Source organism: Brasilonema angustatum (genome assembly GCF_059505445.1).
This window is the reverse complement of record NZ_JCACKO010000137.1, coordinates 69,285-91,533: the sequence shown is the minus strand read 5'-3', so window position 1 is coordinate 91,533 and position 22,249 is coordinate 69,285. Positions and strand designations below refer to the sequence as shown.

The 22,249-nt window shown below is 42.4% G+C and carries 19 protein-coding genes and 1 pseudogene; 14 read left to right on the top strand and 6 right to left on the bottom strand.

Annotated elements, in window-relative coordinates:
* Positions 1 to 42 precede the first annotated feature (42 nt).
* Complete coding sequence (locus tag AC5JM2_RS25890) at positions 43 to 2,388, bottom strand: cytochrome-c peroxidase (protein ID WP_495837690.1); 2,346 nt, start codon at positions 2,386 to 2,388, stop codon at positions 43 to 45.
* A gap of 289 nt (positions 2,389 to 2,677) precedes the next feature.
* On the opposite strand from AC5JM2_RS25890, the gene AC5JM2_RS25885 reads away from it, so the two are divergent.
* The 6 genes and pseudogenes from AC5JM2_RS25885 to AC5JM2_RS25860 form a co-directional block, all read left to right on the top strand.
* A complete protein-coding gene (locus tag AC5JM2_RS25885; protein WP_495837750.1) occupies positions 2,678 to 3,298 on the top strand; it encodes a superoxide dismutase family protein in 621 nt (206 codons plus the stop codon).
* Positions 3,299 to 3,658: 360 nt separating this feature from the next.
* Positions 3,659 to 4,408, top strand: a complete 750-nt coding sequence (locus AC5JM2_RS25880) for an ATP-binding cassette domain-containing protein (protein ID WP_495837689.1) — start codon at positions 3,659 to 3,661, stop codon at positions 4,406 to 4,408.
* The gene (locus AC5JM2_RS25875; protein ID WP_495837688.1) at positions 4,405 to 5,046 is read left to right on the top strand and encodes an ABC transporter permease; all 642 of its coding nucleotides are present in this window, start codon (positions 4,405 to 4,407) and stop codon (positions 5,044 to 5,046) included. The genes AC5JM2_RS25880 and AC5JM2_RS25875 overlap by 4 nt, the downstream gene beginning before the upstream one ends.
* A gap of 151 nt (positions 5,047 to 5,197) precedes the next feature.
* A complete protein-coding gene (locus AC5JM2_RS25870; RefSeq protein WP_495837687.1) occupies positions 5,198 to 6,088 on the top strand; it encodes a glycine betaine ABC transporter substrate-binding protein in 891 nt (296 codons plus the stop codon).
* A gap of 68 nt (positions 6,089 to 6,156) precedes the next feature.
* Positions 6,157 to 6,894 carry a phytochelatin synthase family protein gene (locus AC5JM2_RS25865; protein WP_495837686.1) on the top strand — a complete coding sequence of 246 codons (738 nt, stop codon included), beginning with the start codon at positions 6,157 to 6,159 and terminating at the stop codon, positions 6,892 to 6,894.
* A gap of 6 nt (positions 6,895 to 6,900) precedes the next feature.
* Positions 6,901 to 8,073, top strand: a pseudogene (locus AC5JM2_RS25860) (gamma-glutamyltransferase family protein); the annotation flags it as partial.
* 33 nt (positions 8,074 to 8,106) lie between these two features.
* Here AC5JM2_RS25860 and AC5JM2_RS25855 read toward each other — a convergent pair.
* Together AC5JM2_RS25855 and AC5JM2_RS25850 are read right to left on the bottom strand one after the other, a co-directional pair.
* On the bottom strand, positions 8,107 to 8,358 hold the full coding sequence (locus AC5JM2_RS25855) for a hypothetical protein (protein WP_495837685.1): 252 nt from the start codon (positions 8,356 to 8,358) through the stop codon (positions 8,107 to 8,109).
* Between the two features lie 486 nt (positions 8,359 to 8,844).
* Complete coding sequence (locus AC5JM2_RS25850; RefSeq protein WP_495837684.1) at positions 8,845 to 9,426, bottom strand: DUF1802 family protein; 582 nt, start codon at positions 9,424 to 9,426, stop codon at positions 8,845 to 8,847.
* Between the two features lie 109 nt (positions 9,427 to 9,535).
* On the opposite strand from AC5JM2_RS25850, the gene AC5JM2_RS25845 reads away from it, so the two are divergent.
* The 3 genes from AC5JM2_RS25845 to AC5JM2_RS25835 all read left to right on the top strand — a co-directional run bounded on the left by AC5JM2_RS25845 (position 9,536) and on the right by AC5JM2_RS25835 (position 11,796).
* Positions 9,536 to 10,495 carry an aldo/keto reductase gene (locus tag AC5JM2_RS25845; protein WP_495837683.1) on the top strand — a complete coding sequence of 320 codons (960 nt, stop codon included), beginning with the start codon at positions 9,536 to 9,538 and terminating at the stop codon, positions 10,493 to 10,495.
* Positions 10,496 to 11,166: 671 nt separating this feature from the next.
* Positions 11,167 to 11,373, top strand: a complete 207-nt coding sequence (locus tag AC5JM2_RS25840) for a hypothetical protein (protein WP_495837682.1) — start codon at positions 11,167 to 11,169, stop codon at positions 11,371 to 11,373.
* 12 nt (positions 11,374 to 11,385) lie between these two features.
* Positions 11,386 to 11,796, top strand: coding sequence for a hypothetical protein (locus AC5JM2_RS25835; RefSeq protein WP_495837681.1), 411 nt, complete (start codon positions 11,386 to 11,388; stop codon positions 11,794 to 11,796).
* A 300-nt stretch (positions 11,797 to 12,096) separates the two neighbouring features.
* On the opposite strand, the gene AC5JM2_RS25830 is transcribed toward AC5JM2_RS25835, so the two are convergent.
* Together AC5JM2_RS25830 and AC5JM2_RS25825 are read right to left on the bottom strand one after the other, a co-directional pair.
* Positions 12,097 to 12,597 carry an SLOG cluster 4 domain-containing protein gene (locus tag AC5JM2_RS25830; protein ID WP_495837680.1) on the bottom strand — a complete coding sequence of 167 codons (501 nt, stop codon included), beginning with the start codon at positions 12,595 to 12,597 and terminating at the stop codon, positions 12,097 to 12,099.
* A 183-nt stretch (positions 12,598 to 12,780) separates the two neighbouring features.
* Positions 12,781 to 13,665: a 4-hydroxybenzoate solanesyltransferase gene (locus tag AC5JM2_RS25825; protein WP_495837679.1), complete on the bottom strand. Its 885-nt coding sequence runs from the start codon at positions 13,663 to 13,665 to the stop codon at positions 12,781 to 12,783.
* A 238-nt stretch (positions 13,666 to 13,903) separates the two neighbouring features.
* On the opposite strand from AC5JM2_RS25825, the gene AC5JM2_RS25820 reads away from it, so the two are divergent.
* From AC5JM2_RS25820 to AC5JM2_RS25810, 3 genes are all read left to right on the top strand, one after another.
* Positions 13,904 to 15,556, top strand: a complete 1,653-nt coding sequence (locus AC5JM2_RS25820; protein ID WP_495837678.1) for a Ppx/GppA phosphatase family protein — start codon at positions 13,904 to 13,906, stop codon at positions 15,554 to 15,556.
* Positions 15,557 to 15,977: 421 nt separating this feature from the next.
* On the top strand, positions 15,978 to 17,057 hold the full coding sequence (locus AC5JM2_RS25815) for a DMT family transporter (protein ID WP_495837677.1): 1,080 nt from the start codon (positions 15,978 to 15,980) through the stop codon (positions 17,055 to 17,057).
* 193 nt (positions 17,058 to 17,250) lie between these two features.
* Positions 17,251 to 18,429 (top strand): peptidoglycan-binding protein, encoded by a 1,179-nt coding sequence (locus tag AC5JM2_RS25810; RefSeq protein ID WP_495837676.1) that lies wholly within the window; start codon positions 17,251 to 17,253, stop codon positions 18,427 to 18,429.
* Between the two features lie 432 nt (positions 18,430 to 18,861).
* Here the strand turns inward: AC5JM2_RS25810 and AC5JM2_RS25805 are convergent, their stop codons facing one another.
* Positions 18,862 to 19,155: a hypothetical protein gene (locus AC5JM2_RS25805; RefSeq protein ID WP_495837675.1), complete on the bottom strand. Its 294-nt coding sequence runs from the start codon at positions 19,153 to 19,155 to the stop codon at positions 18,862 to 18,864.
* A 641-nt stretch (positions 19,156 to 19,796) separates the two neighbouring features.
* On the opposite strand from AC5JM2_RS25805, the gene AC5JM2_RS25800 reads away from it, so the two are divergent.
* The gene (locus AC5JM2_RS25800) at positions 19,797 to 20,789 is read left to right on the top strand and encodes a S66 peptidase family protein (RefSeq protein ID WP_495837674.1); all 993 of its coding nucleotides are present in this window, start codon (positions 19,797 to 19,799) and stop codon (positions 20,787 to 20,789) included.
* A gap of 293 nt (positions 20,790 to 21,082) precedes the next feature.
* The gene (gene hemE, locus AC5JM2_RS25795) at positions 21,083 to 22,138 is read left to right on the top strand and encodes a uroporphyrinogen decarboxylase (protein WP_495837673.1); all 1,056 of its coding nucleotides are present in this window, start codon (positions 21,083 to 21,085) and stop codon (positions 22,136 to 22,138) included.
* Positions 22,139 to 22,249 lie beyond the last annotated feature (111 nt).

Below are 22,249 nucleotides of genomic sequence, written 5' to 3'. Positions count from 1 at the left end.
TGGAAAACCAGGCTTTTTTCAGTTATGAACTACGTCAGTTCCTCAAGAGGTTGCCAAGAAGTTTGGCAGAGGATTGCCACCGTTACGACCGACAGCGGGGATTTCCAACAGAGAATCCGTAGCTTGCGTGGTACCGTCATTGGTTTTTACGTTGGGGTCGATGGTGACGGAGTATTGATTTCCTGGATGTCCGTTAGGAACAAACAGTTGCGGGTGGTCGAAGGGCGCTTTTTGATTGCGGACTCGCTCATCAGTCAGCCCTTTCAAAAAGCCAACTAGCGCCTGTTTATCCTCTGGTTTCAGGTTCAGCACGGGCAAACCGCCAAAGTCGCCGCCCCGGCTGTAAAAATCAACTACTTGCTCCAAGGTCGCTTGACCTCCATTGTGGAAGTAGGGGGCAGTGAGTTCCACATTGCGGAGTCCAGGTGCTTTAAACGCTCCGTCTGCAATCACCGTTTCACTAGAACTTAGCGGTGGATTGAGGGTAGGGGGATCTTCGCCGAGGAGCTGCTTAAATTTACCCTGCTGAGCTAGCCGTGCCTCGGAGAGCGGATTGCCCAGGGGATTTCCTGAGTCGTCTTTATCACTCCTATCAAGAGCACCCAAACCGGGGTCTTCGTTGTTGGGTCTGACACCAATCCTGAAGAAGCCAGTGTCTTCAGCAGGGTTCCCAGGTATCGGCGCACGTCCGATTCGTTTCCTTTGAGCGACGGTACTCACTGAAGCGGCGGTCAATTCCGATCCTGCGTGGCAGCCAATACAGCCATTGCTCTGGAAAATAGTCCACCCCTGCTGTTGCTGGGAAGTCAGGGCGCTAGTATTCCCAGCTAAGAACTGGTCAAACGGTGTATCAGCAGACACTAAAGTTGATTCGTACGCCTGAACTGCTAGCCCAAAGAACAGCGAGAAGTTATATTCCATCTGTGTGTATTCGATTGTGCTTAAGCGGTTCTTCGGCTTACGGAGGAAAGTTCGCTCACCAGTTTTTGGATCAACTCGGATGACCACATTTGATTGCCACCACTCCGGTTTGAAGGCGTCCCGGATCAACGCCTCGTAGGACTTTCTCAGACCTGGTTTGGACGAATAACGCGACGATCTGCTTAAAGAACCTAAAACGCTGTCATCATAAGCCACAATCTGCTTCGCAAGCGGGTCTAGGGCAAGTAGCTTCTTACCGAGTTTTCTACCAAACCTTTTTAAAGGCGTCGGACTTGATGTCGAAGGTTGTTGCCTTGAGGAATCAGGTGTGTTGGTAGTGCTTTGGCTGTTTTGGGACGCCTGCGAATCAGGTTTATTCTCAACAGTCCGACCTTGTGCGTCAGTCACCGTAACTGTGTCCTCGTTTGTTTCGGACTGCGCAACCCGAAACGGCGCGATGATAGTGGTGTTTTCAAATGCCGTCTCGAAGGCATTAAGCGGCGGTCCCACCGCCTGTGAAGCTAGAGACGAATTATTGAGACTGACTCGTACATCTTCGAGCTGCCTCGGACTGGTTGCTTTCAAAACAAAAGCATTAGGGTCTCTCAAACCCAAGGGATTCACCCCGTTGAAGGTGTTCTGAGCCAGTCCATCCCAGAAGTTACGAAAGTTGAACACAGCGTTAATCACCGACGGTGTATTGCGCGGCGTTACCCGACGTACGTTCGTGCCATTGACATTGAAGACATCATCCTTTTTAGGAGTTACTTTGTCCTTGTCACTGCCTGGAACAATGTCAACGAATTCTGACCGAAAAACCCCTTGAGAGCCAGTGACGTCATTACTGTCGGACACAACGGTCGATGAGATGTTATTTGGATCCGACAGCTTATGGAATGGGTAATCTCCTGACGTTAACTGGTAGTTTGGACTGCCTCCCGTATTGAAAGTTATATCTATTTGATCTGGGTTAATCCGACCTGGGTTGATCTGGTTTTTGGATCTGCTGTCAGCTCCGGCCTTAAAGTGACAACTGGCACAGGACTGGATGCCATCGCTGCCAAGCTGCATATCCCAAAAAAGAGATTTTCCTAGGGCGATCGCCGCTACCTTATCCTTGATAAAATCCCCCAAATTATCTGGTTGCGGAACCTTTACCTGACTCAACGGAGGCGGTGCAGTTACCTGTGCCGATACAGTATGTCCGGCTAGGATTGCAGCCATCACCAGTGCACCAATTGTCGTGCCCCTTTTTATTTTTATACTCCTAAAAGATTTGGATCCCAGTTGGATCAGTCCACTTAGCATCCCTGCGACAAAGCTGACAATAGTTTTTGTTAGGAAAAAGAGCCTTGATAGCAGATGCATCAAGGCAGGAGCAGAACTCTTTTCGGTTTCTATGCGTGCTTGAGTTGTGTTTGTAAGTTTTTCTAACTCAGGCAAACGACTATTTATACCATTATTCATGGCTCATTTTTTTTCAATTCTTCTGGTTTTGTTGGCAAATCTTTGTATTAGCTTATGCTAATTTTTTTGCCAAGATGTGCTTGTTTGCAACCAGTATAATTTGGGATAGTTAGTTAAAAATAAAGCTATATTAAATTTTACATGAAGCTCATTTGACTCAATACTTGTTTTACAGTATATATCTTGTATTTTTTGTTCATTGAGAATTTATAAAAGACTATCTATTCAACTCGGATACCTGCCCAGTGTAGAATCTAAATCAAGTTATCTACTATGAACGTAGGAGGTCATAGTGATTAAGTTTTCACCAAAAAAATCTCTGTTTATTTTCGCAGTCTCTGTTTGTTTGATGCTGATTTACACACTTACATCAGGGCAACCCACCATAGCGCAGAGTCCTATAGGAGCACGAGTTGAGCTTACAGGTACAGATATTAGTGGCACCTTAATCTTGAAGCAGCGAAATAATGGATTGGTACGAATTCAAGGTAATATTCAAGGCAATCCAGCAACCTTAACTCCCGGTTTGCACGGACTCCACATTCATGCTGCGGGCGTGTGCGAACCCAGTGCCCAACCTGCTTTTACGACCACAGGTGGACACTTTGATCCTGGTCCTTTTGGTTCGGAACTTCCAGTAGAAGCAAACCACCCATATCATTTAGGTGACTTGCCAAACCTAGTTGTGGATGAACAGGGACATGCAACATACAATGTGCTAACTAGTCGAGTCACCCTCAGTGAAGGTCCGGTGACTTTGTTTGATGAAAATGGTAGTGCAATTATTATTCACTTATTACCGGATCAGCAAAAAGCGGGCGGAACAGCAGCAGAAGCTGGTGGTGGACGCTTAGCCTGTGGAATCGTAACTCATGATTCTGGACAAGAGCAATCAAACGATCAGATTTGATTGCCCTTGCTGATGTGGAGTAACAAATTATTTGTCGTTATTAACGTTTTTAGTGTCGCTTAAGATAATGCTTATATAGTCACGCTCTATCAGGGATTCGCCAAATAGATAACATTGTTTTCTGGTTTTCTTGGCTGTTAAGTATCTAAAAAACCATTATGTAAAACACACTTTAGGTGAAAACGACATCTACTCAACACCTTTACGACACTTGTTTGATAACAAGACAAATAGTTTGTTACCTAACAATTCAGATTGGAAGTATGGCTGTCTGGGCAGTTCAGTTACTACAGCAGTATCGAATCCCCCATATGACTAAAATCAGAAGATAATGACAGAAAACCAGCTTGTAAGTTACCCATGTCGCAGGACAACCAAATTGCTGTCGAATTTGACAATGTCACCTTTAGCCGGAATAATCGACCTTTGGTATCAAACCTCAATTTTACTATCCATCAGGGAGAGGCACTGATACTACTAGGACGTAGTGGTAGTGGCAAAACTACGACAATGAAATTAATCAATCGCCTATTTATACCTACACAAGGCAAGGTAGTATTTGATGGCATTCCCACAACTCAATGGGATGAAATTAGACTTAGGCGCAAGATTGGTTATGTGATTCAAGAAACAGGTTTATTTCCACATTTTACAGTGGAACGTAATGTGGGCTTAGTTCCATCTTTACAAGGTTGGAAACCCAGACAGATTGAAATACGAGTTCGTGAACTGTTGGATTTAGTTGGTTTAGAACCAGAAAAATTTGCTCAAAGATATCCACATGAACTTTCAGGAGGGCAAAGACAACGAGTTGGTGTCGCAAGGGCGCTAGCCGCAGATCCACCAGTGTTATTGATGGATGAACCTTTTGGCGCACTCGATCCAATCACGCGTTTAGAACTACAACAAGAATTTAAACGGTTACAGCAGGAACTGGGTAAGACAGTTGTGTTTGTCACTCACGATATCCAAGAAGCATTTCTGTTGGCCTCAAGAATTGGGTTAATGGATGGAGGAAAATTAGTAGTGTTGGGTACACCAGAGGAATTTCAGGGTTCTCAACACCCAGAAGCACTCGCATTTCTGCAATGTCTTAAACCAGCCCTATGAACATCAATAACTTCTTCCTGATAAAATATGCTCCGCAAATCTTGGAACATAGTTTGGAACATTTGCTGTTGGTAGCAATTTCTATTGGAATTGCGACTCTGATAGGTATCCCACTTGGTATACTAATTACTCGCCAACAGAATCTCCGGGCACCGGTTCTTGGTATTGCAAATATTATGCAAACCGTCCCCAGTTTAGCACTCTTTGGCTTGCTTATCCCCATACCTGTGATCGGCGGAATTGGAACAGTTCCCGCAGCTGTTGCCCTAATACTATACTCTTTGTTACCACTGATTCGGAATACTTATACGGGTATTACTGGTGTCGATCCAGCCATAATAGAAGCTGGGCGAGGCATGGGAATGACTGATAAACAACTGTTGCTTCAAGTGGAGATTCCCTTGGCTCTGGGTGTTATCCTAGCAGGGGTGCGGGTGGCAACGGTTATTGCGATTGGAATTGCAACTATAGCAGCAGCGATTGGTGCTGGTGGTTTAGGAGAGTTGATTTTTCGTGGTATTGTAACAGTTAATAATCAGTTAATTTTAGCTGGTGCAATTCCGGCTGCCGCTATTGCTTTGCTTGCTGATTTTACTATTGGTTGGTTGGAGGGAAAATTTCAAGTGAAGAAAAAATAGAACGAATTATAGTTCAGCAATAGTGAAGAAGATAGATATAGGACTCGTATTTGATTTTTGACGAAGCTAGGTACACTTTTATTACTTCTTCCCTGTTCCCTGTTAAGCGTCTCTACTTTGTAATTCACCAAATCAAACCGGATTCCTATAGATGAAAAAGAAAATCACCTTTTTCCTTGTAACTTTTACTTTGGTAATGGGGATTGTCAGCTGTCAGTTTAATAAAAGTGGTGGTGATATTGTTGTTGCTTCTAAAGGTCTTGGTGAGCAGGCTATTTTAAGCGAACTTTTAGCACAGCAAATCGAAGCAACAACAAATTTAAAAGTTGAACTGCGCGACTTGATGGGTACTTTTGTTTGTCATCAAGCTATAACTACTGGCAAAATTGATGCTTATGTTGAGTATACAGGTACGGCTTTCACTGCTATTTTAAAACAAAGAGTAATTAACGATCCAAAAGAGGTTTATCAACGGTTAAAACAAGCTTATGCCCAGCAATTTAATTTGGAAGTGATGAAATCTTTGGGTTTTGAAAATACATTTGCGATGATCATAAGCGGTGAAGATGCAAGACGTTATAATATTCAAACTCTCTCTGAAGCTGCTCAATATGCACCTCAGTGGCGCGCTGCATTTGGTTACGAATTTATGGACAGGGAAGATGGTTTCCCTGGATTGTCTAAAACTTACGGTTTACACTTTGCTCAGTCTCCTCGGATTATGGATTTGGGATTGCTATACCGTGCGCTTTTACAAAAGCAAGTCAATATCATAAGTGCAAATTCTACTGATGGGCAAATATCTCGCTTAGGTTTAGTTGTACTAAAGGATGATAAGCAGTATTTCCCACCTTATGAAGCAACGCCAATAGTACGTAAAGAAACATTGCAAAAGCATCCAGAATTAAGGAAGGCGATCGCCCAACTTAGTGGAAAAATTTCGGCTTCCCAAATGCGCCACTTAAACAACTTAGTTGAGGGCGAGTTACGTGATGTTAAGGAAGTTGTCAGCGAGTTTCGCAAAGCCAACGGTTTAGCCTAATCATCATCTCATGCGTCACTCGTTCTGGTAGAGTTTATTTATTATAAATTCTTTCAGAAGAGATTACTATGAAGAATATTTTACTCCAAACAAGCAAAGTACCTTTCAATGCTTTGATCATAGGTACTGTTATTGCTGCTGGAAGTGTCTTTGCTCAAACACTCACTCTGCCTAAAACTTTAATTGCCTTCAATTCGCCTGAAGGAGAAAAATTATTATTAGAAAGTCAATCAAGAGAAGATTTCTTCCCACTCAGTATGCAGTTTGTTACCCAAAACAATCAGGCATATTGTGGAGTCGCTAGTATTGTTATGGTGCTGAATGGTTTGCAAATTCCAGCACCAGAAGCGCCGCAGTATTCTCCTTACCATGTGTTCACTCAAGAAAACTTTTTTACAAACGAAGCTACCCGAAAAGTGTTAGCACCTGAGATTGTTTCTCGTATGGGTATGACGCTAGATAAAATGGGACAATTATTAGGGAGTTATGGTGTAAAAGTTAAGGTTTACCACGCAAGTGATACTAACCTACAAGATTTTAATAAACTGGTATCAGAAAATTTGAAACAGCCAGGGAATTTCGTTTTAGTTAATTATTTACGTAAAGACATTGGACAAGAAAAAGGTGGACATATATCACCTCTAGCAGCATATAACGAAAAAACAGATAGATTTTTAATTATGGACGTTTCTCGTTACAAATATCCACCAGTTTGGGTGAAAACAGCAGATTTATGGAAGGCTATGGCAACGACTGACTCAGCTTCTGGTAAGAGCCGAGGATTTGTATTTGTTAGTAAAAATTGACGCCTTCGGCGTATCGGCTCCGACATGTCAAAAAACGGTGGTTTGATAACTCGTGAGGATCTTAAATCTTACAAGCCCGTCTGGCGCACTCCAATCTGTGGTAACTTCCGCCAAGCTAAAATTTGCTCAATGCCACCTCCTTCATCTGGAGGAGTTCACCTATTAGAAATTCTAAATATTATTGGTGACACAGATTTAAAATCTTTAGGATGGCACCACCCCGACGCCTTACACTTGATAGTGGAAGCGATGAAAATCGCCTACGCTGATCGTTCACAATATTTGGGCGATCTAGATTTTGTCAAAGTTCCTGTAGCACAACTTATCAGCCTCGCTTACGCCAAAAAACGGCGTCAATAAATCAACATGGAAAGGGCTACACCTTCAAGTGAAGTCAAGCCAGCAGATTATAAAACGCTACAGCAATTTACATCAAATTCCGCTGATCCCCAATTATTGCAGTATCTTTTCCGCCAACAAAGTCTGGGCAAGCGCAGAGTCAGAAATAGCCTTCCTCTGGCTGCACGCAAGAAAAAGTTAGGAGTGGGGTTCTACGCGACTCGATATGAATCACCTCAAACCAGCCACCTAACTGTTGTAGATGAACAGCGCAATGCTGTTAGCTTAACTTTCACACTCAACTACGGTTTTGGTTCTGGAGTTGTGGTACCAGGAACTGGTATTCTGATGAATGACGAGATGGATGATTTTGCTGCTGCGCCTGGAGTCCCGAATGTGTTTGGGCTTGTGGAAACTGAGGCGAATGCGATACCCTTGGCGTCTGCGCTTTGCGCAATCGCACCGCGTAAAACGCCTCTATCTAGCATGACTCCCACTATTGTGACTGAAAATGGTCACCTCCGTGTAGCAGTGGGTGCGCCTAGCGGAGGTAACATTATCACACAAGTCTTGCAAATCCTCTTGAATGTACTAGAATACAAGATGGATGCTGGCATGGCTGTATCTGCACCTCGCATACATCATCAGTGGTTACCTGATGAACTAAGAGTCGAACCTTTCGGTTTGGAAGCTCTTACTCTTGCCGAGTTGCAGCGTCGGGGACACAGAATTAAACAAACTAAGCCTTGGGGTAATGTTAATTCGATTGTCGTAACACCAGACGGAACTTTAGAAGGCGCAGCTGATCCCCGTGGTGAAGGTTCGCCTAGGGGTTTGTAAAAAGTGAAAAACTTTCCTACCTTCTGTCTTGACTCATGACTCAACTGAAGTCCTTGAGGACGAGAATTCGTTTGCTCTTGCAGTTGGTATCAAAGTCCAACCTGCTTTTAACAATTTTTGGAAAGTCGCCCAACCCCTAGAACCGCCTGGTATTTTGTAATCTGGAACTGCAAGTTGCCCAAAGGCTGTGTAAGGACGCCAAGGTTCATTTGGTCCTGTCTGCAAATGCAAAATTTTTTCCTCACTGTCGCCAAATTTTGACAACCAGCACATTCTTCCATGCATGGCAAACTCCTGATTTATTTTAGTTAGCTTAGAAGCATACTTACAGACATCTGTCAATATCTACATCGCCCTTTTGGGGTACTTTCTGTATTTTTCACTGCGGTTAACCTCAAGACAAGTCACACAATTCAAAGCGAATGTAAGACGTAGACGCTTTACAGACGAAAGGCTATGAAAAGAAACGCAGTCATCTTTTGCGTTTAGCCAATGCTATCCTATGGTTCACAAAAATTGATGTATTTTTGAGTACTTTTTTTGATAGTTATCAGTTATAGGACTTACGAATTGACAAAAATCTGATTATATGCGTCATACTATTTGCTTTCCCTTCTTCTTTAATTAGATGCAAGCAAAATCAACTTATGCACTTTTGAGATCGAAATGGGAAATTTTTGTGCTCATCTGACTATAGTAAAAGCGCACGGAACTAGACCTGCTGAACGTCATGCACACAATAGTTGATTTGTAAAGTGCGTAAGTCCTACGTTATATGGATGGAGCATATAATTTATCACTGACAATATCGCGAATTTGGGCAACTAATTGGGTGTATATCGAATCAGACAAGATTGGTTGTGATCCTTGTAACGAAATAAACCCGTGCAAGTCAATCCATGACTTACAGCCACCATACTTGCTACTATAGGGAATTTCTTGCTCCTGGGGGAGTTTGTAAGTCCGCAAGAGGAGAATATATAATGGCTGACGCGGTTTCCATTTGAGGCGATCGCTAATAAAGTACTCGTTCCAAATGTGGAATGGAAGTAAAGCATTAACGACTGACTCCTCACTCACTGGAAAAATATCTGTAATTTCAGCCCAACTGCTGATACCAACTGTTTCTGGATGCCAACCAGGTGTGACTGGAATCACCAAATTAGTATAGTCGGGTTTGAGCAAGAAAGGCTGTTGATGTTCAAAAGTTGGGTAAAGCAAAATCTGCTTGTGGTTAACCTCAAAGCGTCCATGACGTTCATGGATACCACCTTTGCGGAGGAGCATAATTGTTTTGCCTGTTTCTAAGGCATTGATAGCAACTGCCCATTCTTTGAGTGCATGATTCGTCATAATTAATTCTTCCGTAAGCATCTACTGTTACTCTGATTTATTTTGACGCCAAGACCGATACACTATGTCACTGTCTGCAACAAATGAATTAAACCATTAAGGAGTAATTATGGAAAAGCGAACGCTGGGTACATCGGATGTCAAAATTACGCCTATTCTCATGGGGACTTGGCAAGCTGGTAAAAAAATGTGGGTGGGAGTTGAGGATGCTGACTCGATTAAAGCAATACGAGCAGGGTTTGAAGCTGGTATGACAACAGTTGATACTGCTGAGGTTTATGGTGACGGGCATTCAGAAAGAATTGTTGCTCAAGCTTTATCTGATGTTCGCGATCAAGTTGAGTATGCCACGAAAGTTTTTGCTAACCATCTCAAATACAACCAGGTGATTGAGTGTTGTGAGCATTCCTTGAAAAACCTCAGAACTGACTACATAGACTTATATCAAATTCATTGGCCGGCTGGTTCGTTCAATTCTGAACTTGTTCCAATTGAGGAGACAATGAACGCTCTTAACCACCTGAAAAAGCAAGGGAAAATTCGGGCTATTGGTGTTTCCAATTTTTCCAAAACTCAGTTAGAAGAAGCATCTCAATACGGACGTGTTGATAGCTTGCAGCCTCCTTATTCTTTATTTTGGCGGTATGTAGAAAAAGATGCAATGCCTTATTGCATCGAACATAAGATTGCGATCATTGCTTATTCACCTCTAGCTCAAGGATTGTTGACAGGAAAGTTTGAAGCTGGTCACAAATTTGACCCACAAGATAACCGCGCCAAGAATAAGCTATTTCAGGGAGAAAATTTTGAACGAGCTCAACAAGCTTTGGAAAAACTGCGCCCAATTGCGGAACGTCACAACTGTACCCTTGCCCAGTTAGCACTAGCATGGTTAATAGCTCAACCGCAGAGTTATGCGATCGCTGGTGTGCGTTATCCCGAACAAGCAACCGCAAACGCTCAAGCTGCTTCTGTTCAACTTTCGACTGAAGACTTGTACCAAATAGATGTTATTGGGCGGATTGTGACTGACCATTTAGACGATAACCAACGTATGTGGAATTGGTAATTGCGATGTAGAGGCGCAAAGTATCGCGCCTCTGTCCTGTTATTGAGGAGTTCTATAGTAATCCTATTTGATTTGTGTGAAAGTGCCTGCACGTAGCGCATAAATAGAGAGACACAGATCCCCGACAACTTTTAAAGGAGTCGGGGATCTTGTTTTTCACGATCTAGTAACCCTGACAAGCACATTTTTGGGTTGGCTATAGCCTTAGGCGAAGAAGCTAAACTCCAGTTGTTAAGTTCAGTAAACAACTGCAGGCAATTCCATAATAGGGTGGTAACTTAATAAATAGGACACCAAACAAGGCACAACCGAACTGAAAAGGGTAAATGACCCGGTGTCCTTCCGTCATCAGCCCGAGCAAATATCAGCATAAGTATCATGATAAGTGGCACAGCGCCAAGGTTGCAAAGGCGAAGCCAAATCCCAAAGCGGAAAAACGTTTTTTATGCTGAGTTTGTTAGTGTTATTGTCCACCCTAATTGTAAAACCTTTGTATTTCCTCACGATAAAACCAATTTGATCACTACGAAATCTTTTAGATAAACCTGGTCCCGCTGACCAGGTTTTCGCGTTAAAAGTTATTTCTTGAGTGACATAACAATGCCTAGTTGAATTTTGCACAATAAAATTATAAATCAGTGAACGTGCTCAAGTCACAACTGGCAAGTCATATGGACGAAACAAGAATCCAAACTTATTTAAATACAATTGCAGATCTGTTAAGATGCGCGACTCATGCGGAAGCGATGGATATTTTAGCAGAGGATAAAGAATGGATAGATGAAGGGTTCCTAATAGCCTTGGAACAAGTTGCAGGAAATATGGCAAACCAAAGTCGCCAATTAACTGCAGATTGGTTGTTGAATCTCAAAAATTAGTTGGGTGCTTCTTTGGGAGTAGAAGCAAGTTCTCACACCTGGCAAGCTTATGAAACTTTTTTAGTTGATGTATTGGAAGCAATTGAAAAAGATTGTGATCCCCAAGTAATGTTCCCCTATTTGGCAGCAAATCAGGACAAGCTGAATGATACTTTGGCTTATGTGTTGCAAGTTTGGGCAATGAATATCTTGCCACAATTGAAGGAAATCTTAGCACAATACACTGCGGGGTTTATTGTTGAGTTTAGTAAGCTGGTGCAGATGTTTGAGCAAGGTAACCCAGCAGGTCGTATGGAAATTGCGATTGTAGGTTACCAAGTAGCCGCTACAGTTTTTACACGCGATCGCTTTCCTTATGAATGGGCAACAACGCAAAGTAATCTTGCGCTTCCTTTGTCTGACCGTTTAAGTAGGTCGGCGTAAATAATTATCGTTGAAATAAGGCAGGGAGCAGGGAGCAGGGAGCAGGGAGAGAAAAGGTTTGAGCCTTGTTTACTTTTCGTAACACAGTTTGGTTTTATTGTGCCGACTTACTTACGTGGGGATAAATCTCATAACTTGGAACAAGTTATATACTATTACAACAAAATAAAATCGGCGTTGCACAAAGAAGGGATAAAGTACGAACAGCCAAGACACAAAAAGCGCCAAGAAAAAAGTCTTCTAGTAAGCAAAGAAAATAAAATCATCCCAAAAATATGTAACACCAAAAAGTGATTGGATTCAGGTGTTAGTATGACTTAAAATTTCCTTAGTTAATGCCATTACATTCTCCACCTCATTCACGACATAAACATTTTTGGGCGCGAGTTTTTGGAAGAAATTTTGACTTTCTTGATCTACACTCAACAAAATCACTTTCTTGTTGCCTTTCAAAGCTAGGCAAATTTCTGAAGCAGTACCCGCACCCATACCACAAGCAATGACTACATGAGAAGAGAGAACATTGATATTGTTGCGAGCATTTCCCATATCAGTAAAAATGGTAATATCAACTGCTTCAGAAATACCTTGGCTATGATCGCAAGGAAGAATACCAATAGTTAAACCATTAACAGATTTTGCTCCCCTACTTGCCGCATCCATAACGCCAACATTTCGACCACCAGTCAGCAAAACCCATCCTTCTGTTGCAATCAGTTTCCCAAGTTCATAAGCATTTTGTACATCAACTGCTGTAGCTTTTTCTCCTGGTCCCATCACTCCAATTATGATTTTTCTCATTGCAGTTTATTAAGAAGAACACAGCATACAGAACTTATACCATTTTGGATTTTAGATTTTGCGAAAAGTTTGATCGGAGGTTTCCTCCGATCAAAGCTTTTCAAGACGGATTTTAGATTGTGAAAGAGTTACTGGTAATCGGTTTTAGTGTTCCATCTGTCGCAAACATTTTTGAAATTGGTATTAAAATAAACTTCCAGCAATCATCCCAGCAAGGACAATAAAACCAATCCACACATTTTGTCGGAACATTTCAGCATAAGCAGAGTTCGATAAATCTTTCTGTGTTAAGCGTGTGAATTGCCAAATCCAATTTACAGTAGCAATGGCAAGACTAATCCAAAAACTAGGACCCAGTTGCAGAACTAAACCTAGCCAACTCAGTAAAAAGACAGTGCTAGCAAAGAAAATGCCAATTGCAACAGGCGCGAAACGACCAAAAAACAAAGCGCTAGAATTGACACCAATTCGTCGATCATCCTCCTTGTCACTCATGGCGTAAACTGTATCAAATCCTAATGTCCACGTCACAGTAGCACCCCAAAGCAGCCAAGTTGGGAGTGAAAGGTTATGCGTCACTGCACTCCAGCTAATCAAAACCCCGAAACCCCAAGCGATAGAAAGAACCAGTTGCGGAACAGGAAACACGCGCTTTGCGCCAGGATAAAGCAAAATAACTGGAACTGCTGCCACACACAACCAAAATGAGAGTACGTTAAGATAAAAAGCAAGAACTGCAGCACATGCCATCGCCACTATGGCAACTATGATGCCAACTTTCACAGTCAGCGTACGGGAAGCAAGAGGGCGATCGCGAGTTCTTTCCACTTGTGGATCTATATCTCTATCCCACAAATCATTGACGACACATCCAGCAGCACTTGTGGCGAGAGTACCCAAAATGATCACTCCAACAAGTGGTAAGGGTGGTTTTCCAGCAGCTGCCAAAAACACAGCCCATAAAGCGGGAATCATTAAAATTAACCGTCCTTCTGGTTTGTGCCATCGCAAAAGCCGGATAATCACAAGCCACATGGGTTGGGTGTTGTGTTGTTTTGTAGTTAGCATAGGTAGTAAAAGATGACTAAAGATAGATTTATTCACACATATTTACATCTATAGAATATCTTTATCTGATATTTATAAAGTCACAACCACAAATCACAACTTGGAATAGAACCAGGAAGTCATTTTGGTTATGGATCAGGGCTTCTACTTAAAAACAATTTTGTTGTACAAAATACATTGTCTCGTCGATACGTCGGGATTGCCAGCTTTTACCATCCTTAACAGAGAGAAATGATAGATGGTGAATTTAGTTTCAGCTAACTGGGAGAGTGTTCCGACTCAAACAGCAAAGCAACATCAAATTATTGCTGCTATTGACTTAGGAACCAATTCGCTACACATGGTAGTAGTGCAAATTGAACCTACACTGCCATCTTTTAACATTATCGGCAGAGAAAAAGAAACCGTCAGACTCGGCGATCGCGAGATCAAGACGGGGAATTTGAAACCAGAAATCATGGAAAAGGCGATCGCCACGTTGGGACACTTCCAAGAGATCGCAAAAACTCTCAACGTCGATACAATTATTGCTGTCGCAACCAGCGCCGTACGAGAAGCCCCCAATGGTAGAGATTTTTTGCAAAAAGTTGAAGATGAAGTCGGTTTAAGCGTTAAGTTGATTTCTGGTCAAGAAGAAGCGCGGCGAATCTACTTGGGCGTACTATCGGGGATGGAATTTGATAACAAGCCCCATATTATTATAGATATCGGTGGCGGTTCCACAGAATTAATTTTGGCCGATAGTCACGAAGGGCGAACCTTTACCAGTACCAAAGTTGGTGCAGTCAGACTCACTAGTGAGTTAATTACCACTGACCCAATTAGTAACACTGAGTTTCAGTACCTACAAGCGTATGCACGGGGGATGTTAGAACGTGCTGTTGAAGAGATCCAAGCAAATCTTAAGGATGGAGAATCCCCCCGTTTAGTAGGTACTTCCGGCACAATTGAAACTCTAGTGATGATTCATGCACGGGAAAAGGTAGACTCTGTTCCTTCTACGCTCAATGGTTACGAAATCAGCTTAAAAGATTTGCAGGAATGGGTCAATCGCTTACGGAAAATGAGTAACTCAGAACGAGCTGATATTCCTGGTATGCCAGAAAAACGGTCTGAAGTTATACTTGCAGGGGCAGTGATTTTACAAGAAGCGATGCTAGTTTTAGGGCTAGAGTCACTCGTAGTATGCGAACGTTCCCTAAGAGAGGGTATGATTGTAGACTGGATGCTCACTCACGGTTTTATTGAAGATCGTCTACGTTACCAAGGTTCAGTAAGCCAGCGGAGTGTCCTGAGAATTGCGAATAAGTACGACGTCAATTTAGAGCACTGTGATAGAGTCGCAGTCTTTGCCTTAAGCATATTTGACCAAACAAAAGGAACACTTCACGACTGGGGAGCAGATGAACGGCAACTCCTTTGGGCTGCGGCAATATTGCATAATTGCGGTCATTATATCGGCCATTCATCTCACCACAAGCACTCTTATTATCTCATTCGTAATGCTGAATTACTAGGGTATAACGAAACACAGATAGAGATAATTGCTAATATAGCACGTTATCATCGCAAATCTCCACCTAAGAAAAAGCACGAAAATTACCAGAATTTAGAGGGCAAAAATCATCGACAAATTGTCAGTCAATTGAGTGCTATTTTGAGATTGGCAGTTGCCTTGGATAGGCGGCAAATTGGAGCGATTATGCGAGTGGAGTGTGAATATCTAACTGAAAAACAAGAATTGATTCTGAAAATTTTTCCATCCCACGCCGATGATGAGTGTGCTTTAGAACTATGGAGTTTGGATTATAAAAAGGCTGTATTTGAAGCAGAGTTTGAAGTGAAATTGGTGGCGACTTTGGAACCGGTTACAGTAACTGCTAAAGATTAGATAATTATCACGTTTTGAATCATAAGTCACCGCTGACCTGTTGAGTGGCTGTGTTTTTCATGTTTTATCCCGCCTTGCGCGGCTTTCTCCTGAAGTATCGCCCACCGCCCATCCCTGTTATTTGCTTAATATTTCCCACTATTGGCTAGTAATCTATTTCAACTCAATACAGTTCAATTAAGGATTGATCCTCCCTAGCCCTCCTTAAAAAGGAGGGAACTAAGCCCCCTTTTTAACGAGCGTTGGGGGATTGTAACAAAATTAAACACCACTAACAGCAAGCGTATTGTATTTCAACTTAAAACCAGAAAACCATACTTTAGCTACAACTAAGTATTTATGCCTTCACAAATCGAAATAATTCGGTAAAATTAGTTAAAGCGATATTTTGCATTTGTAAAACAAAGGCATCAGCAATCTCATGCAACTGAAAAGCAATGCATCTCAACTACCCATCCCACGGCTACTGTTATTGATATCCCCCTTTTTCTTATGGGGTACAGCAATGGTGGCGATGAAAGGAGTGATACCCCACACGACACCGTTATTTATGGCGGGAGTGCGTTTGATACCGGCTGGCGTACTTATTTTGATAGTAGCAGCATGGATGGGTAGACCTCAGCCCAAAGGCTGGGATGCATGGCTGTGGATTGCTTTATTTGCCTTGGTGGATGGAACGCTGTTTCAAGGGTTTTTGGCGGAGGGCTTACTCAGAACAAATGCTGGGTTAGGATCTGTGATGATTGACTCTCAACCCTTGGCTGTGGCATTGCTGTGTTTGTGGTTATTCCAAGAACATATTGGTTTTTGGGGATGGTTAGGACTAGGGATAGGAGTCACAGGTATTAGTTTAATTGGCTTGCCGGATGAGTGGATTCTCCATTTTTTTAACTCAGACACGATTGTAGAGATATTGTCTGCAGCATCAATACAACAACTGTTTGACAGTGGCGAGTGGTTGATGCTGTTAGCAGCGTTGAGTATGGCAGTAGGAACAGTATTAATCCGGTTCGTCAGTCGCCATGCTGATCCTGTGATGGCTACAGGATGGCACATGATTATAGGTGGCTTGCCTTTGTGGGGAATTTCATCAGCTGTAGAATCAGGGCAGTTGCAGAACATTGTTCCGTCTGACTGGTTGGCGTTGGGTTACGCGACAGTGTTTGGTAGTGCGATCGCCTACGGATTATTTTTCTACTTTGCCTCTAGCGGTAATCTCACCAGTCTCAGTTCCCTCACCTTTCTCACACCCGTATTCGCATTGTTATTTGGCAATTTGTTACTTAAAGAAGTTCTCAGTCCGTTGCAGTGGGTAGGAGTCAGTCTGACTTTGGTTAGCATCTATCTCATTAACCAGCGCGAAACTCTCTCAGGGCTAAGCAACAAAGTGGCTACAGAAAAAGCTATCACACAGCAACAACAAGTTTTAGAAGCGTCTCCAAAGACGATAAACAAAGTTACCTTACCTGTGAGAAAATCTGAATCAGAGATGTTGCCTTAAATTAAGGTAATTAAAAAATATCTCAAAAATAAATAACTGACTCAAGTACAACTACCAGTTATGTGCTTGAATTTTAGTATTAGCCAGGGTTTATTTAAAATACCGAAGCCAAGAAGACATTTGATATTTATGTAGCTTATAGTTATTGTGGTATCAATGGCTTCCAATGCACGTTCTGGCTGAAACTTGCTATATGAGGCGACGCTATTCTTCTATTGTTTTTATTGCTTGCCTTGCTTACTTGGGATTTGACCAACGTTCAGCAAGTGCAGTTAAACCTGAAATTGTTTTTATAAATTTAGAACTTGCTCAAGTCAGTTCCAAAGATCCTACCAAGCAGTCCATTCTTGGACTTGGTAGCACAGGTGCACAAGTGAAGTCACTGCAAACCTTACTTAAGAAGTTAGGATACTATGATGGCCAGATAGATGGACGGTATGGCATAAGTACAAGCCGTGCTGTGACGAAATTTCAACAAGTAAAAGGTTTAAGTGTAGACGGTATTTTTGGTGACACAACTAGGCAGAGTCTTCAGACAACAATAAACAAGAAATTACCGCCTTCTACCATTGCAATTAGTTCTACGATTCAACCCAAGACCAACAAAGACCCAGGAACAGACATACTTTGGTGGTCACTCGTGGGTACTGGTGTTTTGGGAAGTATTGGGGCACTACTTTATATAGTAAGAAAGATTGACAAGGGTACAAAACTTGTAACATACCCAGAAAATTATAGTCAGCTAAACACCAGTTTAGTTCCGCAAACGATACAAAAGTTCGACGTCAAGAACGACGATGAGTTTCATAACACTAGTGTCATCAATATACAAGAAACAGAAACAACGATACCACCGTCTACTGAATTTTTACCAATGGAAACAACTTCTCGCCTTGCCAAAGTTGACATCATTGACCAGTTGATCTTAGATTTACGTAGCCCTGATCCAACACAGCGACGTAAAGCTATCTGGGATTTAGGTCAAAAAGGAGACTCACGATCAATTCAACCTTTAGTAGACTTGATGGTGGATGCAGATTCCCAGCAACGCAGCTTGATTTTAGCTGCTTTAGCAGAAATTAGCACCCGCGCACTCAAGCCAATGAACCGTGCTTTGGCAATTTCATTGCAAGATGAAAGTCCACAAGTGCGACAAAATGCCATCCGCGATTTAACTCGCGTATATGACATGATGGCTCAAATGAGTCAAATCTTATCTCATGCTGTGCGAGATCCGGATGCAGACGTGCGATCAACAGCAAAGTATGCTCTTTCACAGATGAATCGTATCCGTGCTTTGCCTGGTGATGCAAGTGAGGAGGACAAAGATACACAGCGAGAGGAAGAAGACGACGACGAGGAAAATTTTTAAGCTTGGTGGTAATTCTTCAAAGCGTTGACGTTTGCTTGCGGTTGGGCTTATGGAGCCACTTGTTCTGGTGTCTGATACCTGACTCCTTGTGCATCATACCAGTACAACAGAATTTACTATTGGTAATATCAAATCCGGTAGCATCTGAGTGATAAAAAAACCGCAGAGGCGCAGAGGACACACAGACAGAGGAAGGAGGAAAAATTTCGATATAAACAGATTTGATATAAAAGATCAAAGATTCAACTAATTTACCAAATTATAGCAATAAATCTCCTTGACTGACAATCAGACAAGAGCACGGGGTTGACAATTGACGCATTCGCTGCCGAGGAGAAATTCATTGGATTTCAAAGTGGACAGCACGAGTGTAAAATTTATCCTTTTAGACTGGCACCGCGCACTTTGTCTTAAGTTGTCAACTAAAGAAAACTAACGACACACTCGTTTTGTGGTGTAGTAACCTGGGTGATACTGTCTTCTGCCTACAACACCAAATTTGCGAGTATAGTAACCTTTATGGTACACCCGCCGTACGACACAAGTTCGTCGAGCAATTAGTATATTGTTGGGTGTTTGCAATAGTTCAGAGTGTCCGGACACCTGTCCAGTAGGGATCTCGACCGATTTAGCAAGGGAAGAAGCAGCAATACTAGGACTTGCCATACCCAAACCCAGAACTGCTGTTGCCAAAGTAATTTTTGAAAGCAACGATGTTTTATTCATTCTCCCAACTCCACCATAAAGTTTGGAAATTTTTGATGAGATATTTACTCTAATTCCATTTCATACCTCTTGATTGCATGTTTTACAATACTCAACATGTTTCCTTGTGGTACCAATCAGCACGCCCACTGCAAGCAAAATAAAAAACTTGAGATATTTTCTCAAGTTTTCAGGAATGATTGAAGTTGTTGTAGGGATTACACAAACAACGTTAAACGGAAAGTACTTGGATCACTGCAAAATGTGACTTTATTAATCCATACTCTCCCAATATGTGTAACGGCGGCACTGGGTTTTGATTCCCAGCGCCTTTTTTTGTTGACTCTAGCCTCACTATGTAATAGGTGTAGGCACACTTAACTTATGCAGTCTTGGGATTTAAACAAAGAAAAAACTTGAGATATTTTCTCAAGTTTTTTGAGTAAATGAGTACTTCGTATGTGATACGGGCGATCGCTTCGCTGCTGCGCTCCCTTGCGATCGCTTTTAACAATGCCTTCTGAAAATTTTAGATTTTTGAGTCAATGAGCCATATTTTTGGCTCTGATATTGGATTTTGTATGGAGAAAAAGATATAAATAGCGAATTGACTTAATTATCCAACCAATATTTTGTATCAGTTGTTCTTAAAAAGATTATTAATGCAATCCAAAACTCAAAATCTCAAATCTCAAATTGTTCCTCCACCTCTCAAACCAGGTGACTTATTACGAGTGATTTCTCCTAGCGGTGCTTTGCGAGAATTTGAGGCTTTCCAAAAAGGAGTAGAAATTTGGCGATCGCACGGCTATCGAGTCGAAATATTTCCAGAGATAGATGACAAATGGGGATATCTAGCTGGAAAAGATGAATCGAGGCGTGAACAACTCGCCACGGCATGGCAAGATCCAGAGTGTCGCGGTGTTCTCTGTACTAGAGGTGGTTTCGGTAGCACCCGTATTTTGGAAAATTGGACATGGGCTATAGAAAAGGAATTCCTCACTCCCTCACTCCCTCACTCCCAGCCTACGGCTCGCTTCGCTAACATTCCCTCACTCCCTCACTCCCTCACTCCCAAATGGCTCATTGGCTTTTCTGACATCACCGCGCTTTTGTGGAGTCTTTACACAGCCGGAATTTCTGGTGTTCATGCTTCCGTGCTGACAACTCTGGCTTGCGAACCAGATTGGTCAATTCAAAGGTTATTTGATTGTGTGGAAGGTCGCCCTCTTGCACCTTTAAAGGGTTGTGGTTGGGGTGGAGGTGTGGTCAATGGTATCCTGTTACCAGGTAATCTTACGGTGGCTACTCATCTGCTTGGTACGCCAATGCTACCAGATTTGGATGGTGTGGTTTTGGCATTGGAGGATGTGACAGAAGCTCCGTACCGCATTGACCGCATGCTAACACAGTGGCGGATGAGTGGTGTTTTATCAAAAGTTAGTGGAATAGCACTGGGTAGCTTTAGCCGTTGTGAACCGCCTGCAAATGTTCCTAGCTTTAGTGTTGAGGAAGTGTTGCGCGATCGCCTAGGAGATTTAAACATTCCCATTGTCTCAAACCTGCCTTTTGGTCATGACGCTCCCAATGCAGCTTTACCTGTGGGAGTCCCAGTTGAATTAGATGCAGACAAAGGTATTTTGAGCATACTATGACCAAGAAGCGGTGTTAATTTTTATTTCTTAATGTAGGACTCCTATTTTATTTTTACGAAGCTAGGTACATCTTTATTGCTTCTTCTCTGTTCCCTGTTCCCTGTTCCCTATTCCCTGTTCCCTATTCCCTGTTCCCTGTTCCCTATTCCCTTTTAATATTTATGAAGTTTTGAGTCCAATTTGAATAGAATTTTTACGAGCAACGCTTCAAAGACGAGTCTTCTCAAAAAAGGGCAATCCTAGGATGATAAGCTAAACAATGACATAAAAAAGAGTTTAGGATGAATTGTTAAATGGGTATTTCCTCCAACGCTCCTTATCTTCTCAGGGCAGCTCGTGGTGAAGCGTTAGACCGTCCGCCCGTATGGATGATGCGACAAGCGGGACGATATATGAAAGCTTACCGAGACTTAAGGGAGAAGTATCCTTCTTTTCGCGAACGCTCGGAAATACCGGAAGTGGCGATTGAAATATCCTTGCAACCTTGGAAAGCCTTTCAACCAGACGGAGTGATTTTGTTTTCTGATATCGTCACCCCGCTACCTGGTTTAGGTATTGATATGGATATCGCTGAAGGTAAAGGACCAATCATTCACTCGCCGATTCGCACCTCAGAGCAAATCGATAACCTGCATCCCTTAGAACCGGAAGAATCACTGCCTTTCATTAAAACAATCCTACAAGCATTGCGGCAGGAAGTAGGCAACGAATCAACTGTGTTGGGTTTTGTCGGTGCACCTTGGACATTAGCCGCTTATGCGGTAGAGGGAAAAGGTTCAAAAACCTATTCCGTCATCAAAAATATGGCGTTCTCAAATCCGACGCTGCTGGATAAGTTGCTGACAAAATTCGCAGATGCGATCGCCATTTATGTCCGCTATCAAATTGATTGTGGCGCACAAGTTGTGCAAATGTTTGATTCTTGGGCAGGACAATTGAGTCCCCAAGATTATGAAACCTTCGCACTACCCTATCAGCAGCGGGTTTTCCAACAAGTGAGACAAACTCATCCTGATACACCCCTGATTCTACTGGTGAGTGGTAGTGCAGGTTTGCTTGAGAAGATGGCACTCTCAGGCGCGGATGTGATTACTGTAGACTGGACAGTAGATATGGCAGACGCACGGCAAAGATTAGGCAAGCACCTGAAAGTACAGGGAAATCTTGATCCTGGTGTGTTGTTTGGTTCTAAGGAATTTATTCGCGATCGCATTTACGATACTGTTCGCAAAGCTGGTAATAAAGGGCACATTTTAAATTTGGGTCACGGTGTTTTACCGGAAACTCCAGAGGAAAATGTTGCTTTCTTCTTTGAAACCGCTAAGCAACTCAGTAGTGCAGTTGTATGATCAGGCGAGGTTAGGGGCGCAATCGTTTGTGCTCGTACAGGAGTTATAGATTATGGATCAATTGTGAAACTTTATTTATGATTCAGAATTCATAATTGATAACTCCTGAAT

Coding starts and splice junctions, on each gene's coding strand:
- AC5JM2_RS25890 (WP_495837690.1), bottom strand. CDS start 2,388: ATGAATAATGGTATAAATAGTCGTTTGCCTGAGTTAGAAAAACTTACA.
- AC5JM2_RS25880 (WP_495837689.1), top strand. CDS start 3,659: ATGTCGCAGGACAACCAAATTGCTGTCGAATTTGACAATGTCACCTTT.
- AC5JM2_RS25875 (WP_495837688.1), top strand. CDS start 4,405: ATGAACATCAATAACTTCTTCCTGATAAAATATGCTCCGCAAATCTTG.
- AC5JM2_RS25870 (WP_495837687.1), top strand. CDS start 5,198: ATGAAAAAGAAAATCACCTTTTTCCTTGTAACTTTTACTTTGGTAATG.
- AC5JM2_RS25865 (WP_495837686.1), top strand. CDS start 6,157: ATGAAGAATATTTTACTCCAAACAAGCAAAGTACCTTTCAATGCTTTG.
- AC5JM2_RS25855 (WP_495837685.1), bottom strand. CDS start 8,358: ATGCATGGAAGAATGTGCTGGTTGTCAAAATTTGGCGACAGTGAGGAA.
- AC5JM2_RS25850 (WP_495837684.1), bottom strand. CDS start 9,426: ATGACGAATCATGCACTCAAAGAATGGGCAGTTGCTATCAATGCCTTA.
- AC5JM2_RS25845 (WP_495837683.1), top strand. CDS start 9,536: ATGGAAAAGCGAACGCTGGGTACATCGGATGTCAAAATTACGCCTATT.
- AC5JM2_RS25840 (WP_495837682.1), top strand. CDS start 11,167: ATGGACGAAACAAGAATCCAAACTTATTTAAATACAATTGCAGATCTG.
- AC5JM2_RS25830 (WP_495837680.1), bottom strand. CDS start 12,597: ATGAGAAAAATCATAATTGGAGTGATGGGACCAGGAGAAAAAGCTACA.
- AC5JM2_RS25825 (WP_495837679.1), bottom strand. CDS start 13,665: ATGCTAACTACAAAACAACACAACACCCAACCCATGTGGCTTGTGATT.
- AC5JM2_RS25820 (WP_495837678.1), top strand. CDS start 13,904: ATGGTGAATTTAGTTTCAGCTAACTGGGAGAGTGTTCCGACTCAAACA.
- AC5JM2_RS25815 (WP_495837677.1), top strand. CDS start 15,978: ATGCAACTGAAAAGCAATGCATCTCAACTACCCATCCCACGGCTACTG.
- AC5JM2_RS25810 (WP_495837676.1), top strand. CDS start 17,251: ATGAGGCGACGCTATTCTTCTATTGTTTTTATTGCTTGCCTTGCTTAC.
- AC5JM2_RS25805 (WP_495837675.1), bottom strand. CDS start 19,155: ATGAATAAAACATCGTTGCTTTCAAAAATTACTTTGGCAACAGCAGTT.
- AC5JM2_RS25800 (WP_495837674.1), top strand. CDS start 19,797: ATGCAATCCAAAACTCAAAATCTCAAATCTCAAATTGTTCCTCCACCT.
- hemE (WP_495837673.1), top strand. CDS start 21,083: ATGGGTATTTCCTCCAACGCTCCTTATCTTCTCAGGGCAGCTCGTGGT.